The sequence below is a fragment of the Pseudomonas antarctica genome, assembly GCF_900624995.1.
Taxonomy (GTDB): Bacteria; Pseudomonadota; Gammaproteobacteria; order Pseudomonadales; family Pseudomonadaceae; genus Aquipseudomonas; species Aquipseudomonas antarctica.
Genome location: NZ_UYXQ01000212.1, coordinates 1 through 4,167 on the forward strand (window position 1 = coordinate 1; position 4,167 = coordinate 4,167).

The following is a 4,167-nucleotide window of genomic DNA, read 5'->3' on the forward strand; positions in this document are numbered from 1 at the left end:
TCTACTTGGTCGACAACCGACAATTTAAAAGTCAGCGTGTAATCGCGCTGACTACGTTTTGCGCCCGTATCCATTGCACCCTCCTGATAAGAAGCCAGAAGGTGTAAACCTTATTCAGGACGAGACAGCCCTTAAACAAAAGCCCCGCGATGCGGGGCTTTTTGTTAATACGCTCCGATCAGCCGCGGAGCCAGGAATCTACAGTGGCGGCGCCATACTGTTCTTTCCAGGCTTTCAGGCCGCGGTGGTTGCCGCCTTTGGTTTCGATCAGCTCGCCGGTGTGCGGGTTGCTGTAGACTTTGACCACGCGTGCGCGGCGCTGTTTGGGTGCGGCGGCAAGCGTGGCGCCGGCCTTGCCAGGGTTTGGATCAAGGATCGAGATGATGTCGCGCAGGCCTTTGCCGTACTGCTTCATCAAGCCTTGCAGCTTTTCTTCGAATTCGATTTCTTTCTTCAAACCGGCGTCGTTCTTCAAGGATTCCAGCTGGGCAAGCTGCTCTTGAAGGGCTTTTTCTGCTGCGCGAAATTCGGCGAGTCTGGACAAAATCTGTACTCCAATAATGGTGTTTGCTGATATCAACTGCAGACAAAGCTATAAGCCAAGCGCTTATAAGGTGACTCAAAGAAAGAGGCCTTTCTGCGAGTTCAGCACAGGCCAGAAAAATTGTAGTAGTTAATGCCTCACGAGTAAATCATATCGTTTACCTAAACAAGATTATTTCATCAAGCGCACGGGCTGGCTATTCAATGGCTGGTCAGCGACTTAATGAACTCGTCGCAGGGTAACGGCTTACCAAACAGGTAACCCTGCAGGAAATCCACACCGTGAGCCGCCAGATATTCGCACTGCTCGGCTGTTTCCACACCTTCGGCAACGACGCCCAGGTCCAGCTTGCCGGAGAGTTCGATGATACTGTCGAGAATATGCCGCGAGAGTGCATCCGCGCCAATCATGGCCACAAAGCTTTGATCGATTTTCAAGTAGTCGACATTAAAGTTGCGCAAGTAACCGAGGCTGGAATGGCCGGTGCCAAAGTCATCAATTGCAATCATCACCCCCAACTGATGCAGGGCATCGAACAGGCGTCGGGTAATATCGGTCGGCTTGATCAGCTCGCGCTCGGTCAACTCCAGTACCAGGGTCACCTGCCCGGGTACGAAGGCGGCGAGAAACTCTCGGCAGTCGTCCACCAGGTCCAAGTCCTGGCAGTGGAGTGCGGTAATATTGACGCCGATATGAAAGCCTGGATTGAAACGCCCGGCATGCGGGGCGAGCTGCGTGGCGGTCTGGCGCAGCAGGGCGCGAGTCATTGGCACGATCAGGCCGGAATGCTCCGCCAGTGGGATAAACAAATCAGGACGCACCAGGCCTTCCTTCGGGTGCTGCCAGCGCATCAGTACTTCACAGCCCGCCCAGGCAAGGGTGTCGCCCCGTACGACAGGCTGGAAATACGCAATGAATTCGTTGGCGCCCAGTGCGCGCTGCAGCTCATGGGTGGGCGCAGACGAACGCTTTTGCAACCAGTGCGCAAGCACGCCGGCCAATACACCAAAGAACACCAGCAAGCTGAACAGTGCAGGGTAGCGCGCCTCCATAAAGCGCCACACTTCACCGGCCGGCATGCCGGCATCGACGCTGTAGTGATAGCGCTCTGACGCCAAATGCTGATGGGCCACGGCAAATTCCGGGACGGCCGTGTTGCGCACCCTGCCGTCGGCATCCAACCAGCCGGGCCCCACTTGCAGAATCAAGTCAGCATAGCGACTGATCAAGCGCAGGGCGTTGGTCAGGTGGTAACCATCGATTGAGGCGAATGCGCCCTTGTCACCGTCGACCAGGCGATAAACCAATAGCGCCGTATCCGGTGTCACCGGGTTGCCGTTCATCAGCCACAGCGTACCGTCCACATAATCATCCGGGTTGACGGGGGACTGGTAATCACCCCCGAACAGCGAGCTGCAATAGATATGTTTCTGCCAGGACAACGTCGTTGCCCGCACAAAGGGCCGACGCGTGACCTGTTCACGCAGCGCCAATTGCGCACCGTTGTCGCAAGGCTGGCCTGCCAGCGGCAACAAGGCCTGGGCGGCGAGGGCGGTGTTGTCGAGCATCAGATCAAACTGGCGTACTGCTTCGCGGGCCGTTTGTGCCGTGCTTTGCTGCAGGGTGCGTTCGGCCTGCCAATACAGGATCACCACGCCCAGCGCGATGGGTAGCAGGCCACTGAGTGCTGTGATCAAGTAGCGGTTGGCGCGTTTTCGCGTGCCGTTGACGGTCAGGGGCATGAAAGGAGCGGCCTGTCGCAGGATGGGAAAAGCGCCGAAGGGCTGATCAGATTATTCAGATGATAGTTGGCGTGCGGGAAATACGCTCGTCGTACCTGGCCATTTGGATAGGTGCCATCAGTGGAAATCCACACGTTTTGCCCCGTTAATAAACGCCAGGGCGGCCGGTGTCACGGCTGATGCGTGGCGACAAGGGGCGCACCTGATAGCGCGCATCCTCGGCTCGGCACTGGCCTATATTGCGGGGCATGACGGCATTCGCCACATCGGCGCAACCCGCGCCGGCGTGTTCATCGCGTTCAACCCATTGACGGCGGGCTTATGCGGCGCCGTGCTGCTGGGTGAGTCGCTCACCGCGCCGATGCTGCTGGGCGGGGCGCTGATCCTGCTGGGTAGCTGTCTGTGCAACAAACCCCTTGCACCGGCCACGCTATTGGGGATTTGATAAGAGTGCGGACAAACGTTGTTACGCTGTGTAGAATCGATTTACGCATACAAGAATATGGACTTGCGCTCACGCAAGCCTCGGCCGTAAGAGACTGATGTAACCATGAAGCTACTCGGCTCCCCCCTCATCTTTGGTGACTTCCTCGCCCGCAGCGTGCGAGGGCTGTCCTGTGCGCCACCCTCCGACCTCATCCTTGCTCGCAAATAACCCTGTGTTAATGACAAGAATGATGAGGTGCCTCCATGGCAGACCAATACGAAAACCCAATGGGCCTGATGGGCTTTGAATTTATCGAATTCGCATCGCCAACGCCGGGCACGCTGGAGCCGATCTTCGAGATCATGGGCTTCAGCAAAGTTGCGTCCCACCGCTCCAAGAACGTGCACCTGTACCGCCAGGGCGAAATCAACCTGATCCTCAATAATGAGCCCGACAGCCTCGCGTCGTACTTTGCCGCAGAACATGGCCCGTCGGTCTGTGGCATGGCATTCCGCGTCAAAGACTCGCAGCAGGCCTACAACCGCGCATTGGAGCTGGGCGCCCAGCCAATCCATATCGAAACCGGCCCGATGGAGCTGAACCTGCCGGCCATCAAGGGCATCGGCGGCGCGCCGCTGTACCTGATTGACCGTTTCGGCGAAGGCAGTTCGATTTATGACATCGACTTCGTCTACCTCGAAGGCGTAGACCGCAACCCAGTCGGCGCCGGCCTCAAGGTCATCGACCACCTGACCCACAACGTGTATCGCGGGCGCATGGCCTACTGGGCGAACTTCTACGAGAAACTGTTCAACTTCCGTGAAGCACGCTACTTCGATATCAAGGGCGAATACACCGGCTTGACCTCCAAGGCCATGAGCGCGCCGGACGGCATGATCCGCATCCCGCTGAACGAGGAGTCGTCCAAGGGCGCCGGCCAGATCGAAGAGTTCCTGATGCAGTTCAACGGCGAGGGCATCCAGCACGTGGCGTTCCTCACCGACGACCTGGTCAAGACCTGGGACGCGCTGAAGCAGATCGGCATGCGCTTCATGACCCCGCCACCGGACACCTACTACGAAATGCTCGAAGGCCGCCTGCCGAACCACGGCGAGCCGGTGGACCAACTGCAAGCACGCGGTATTCTGCTCGACGGCTCTTCGATTGCCGGCGACAAGCGTTTGCTGCTGCAGATATTCTCCGAAACCCTGATGGGCCCGGTGTTCTTCGAATTCATCCAGCGCAAGGGCGACGATGGGTTTGGCGAGGGCAACTTCAAGGCACTGTTCGAGTCGATCGAGCGTGACCAAGTGCGTCGTGGCGTACTGACCGCTGACTAAGCGTAAAAAAAGCCCGGCCGAGAGTGATCTCGGCCGGGCTTTTTATTGCCTGTGCGTCAGGCTTTACGCTGTCGCACCAAGTGCTTGAAGCCTTCGTACACCAGCACCATCACC

General features: G+C 57.9%; 3 protein-coding genes and 1 pseudogene. 2 read left to right on the forward strand and 2 right to left on the reverse strand.

All coding sequences use genetic code 11. From position 1 onward, the window contains the following. Positions 1-178 precede the first annotated feature (178 nt). Complete coding sequence (locus E0F99_RS29185; RefSeq protein ID WP_083358338.1) at positions 179-544, reverse strand: histone-like nucleoid-structuring protein, MvaT/MvaU family; 366 nt, start codon at positions 542-544, stop codon at positions 179-181. A 200-nt stretch (positions 545-744) separates the two neighbouring features. Next, positions 745-2,286, reverse strand: a complete 1,542-nt coding sequence (locus E0F99_RS29190) for an EAL domain-containing protein (protein ID WP_083358339.1) — start codon at positions 2,284-2,286, stop codon at positions 745-747. Between the two features lie 163 nt (positions 2,287-2,449). Here E0F99_RS29190 and E0F99_RS29195 point away from each other — a divergent pair. Together E0F99_RS29195 and hppD are read left to right on the forward strand one after the other, a co-directional pair. Next, positions 2,450-2,731, forward strand: a pseudogene (locus E0F99_RS29195) (EamA family transporter); the annotation flags it as partial. A gap of 245 nt (positions 2,732-2,976) precedes the next feature. Continuing rightward, positions 2,977-4,053 (forward strand): 4-hydroxyphenylpyruvate dioxygenase, encoded by a 1,077-nt coding sequence (hppD, locus tag E0F99_RS29200; RefSeq protein ID WP_083358341.1) that lies wholly within the window; start codon positions 2,977-2,979, stop codon positions 4,051-4,053. Positions 4,054-4,167 lie beyond the last annotated feature (114 nt).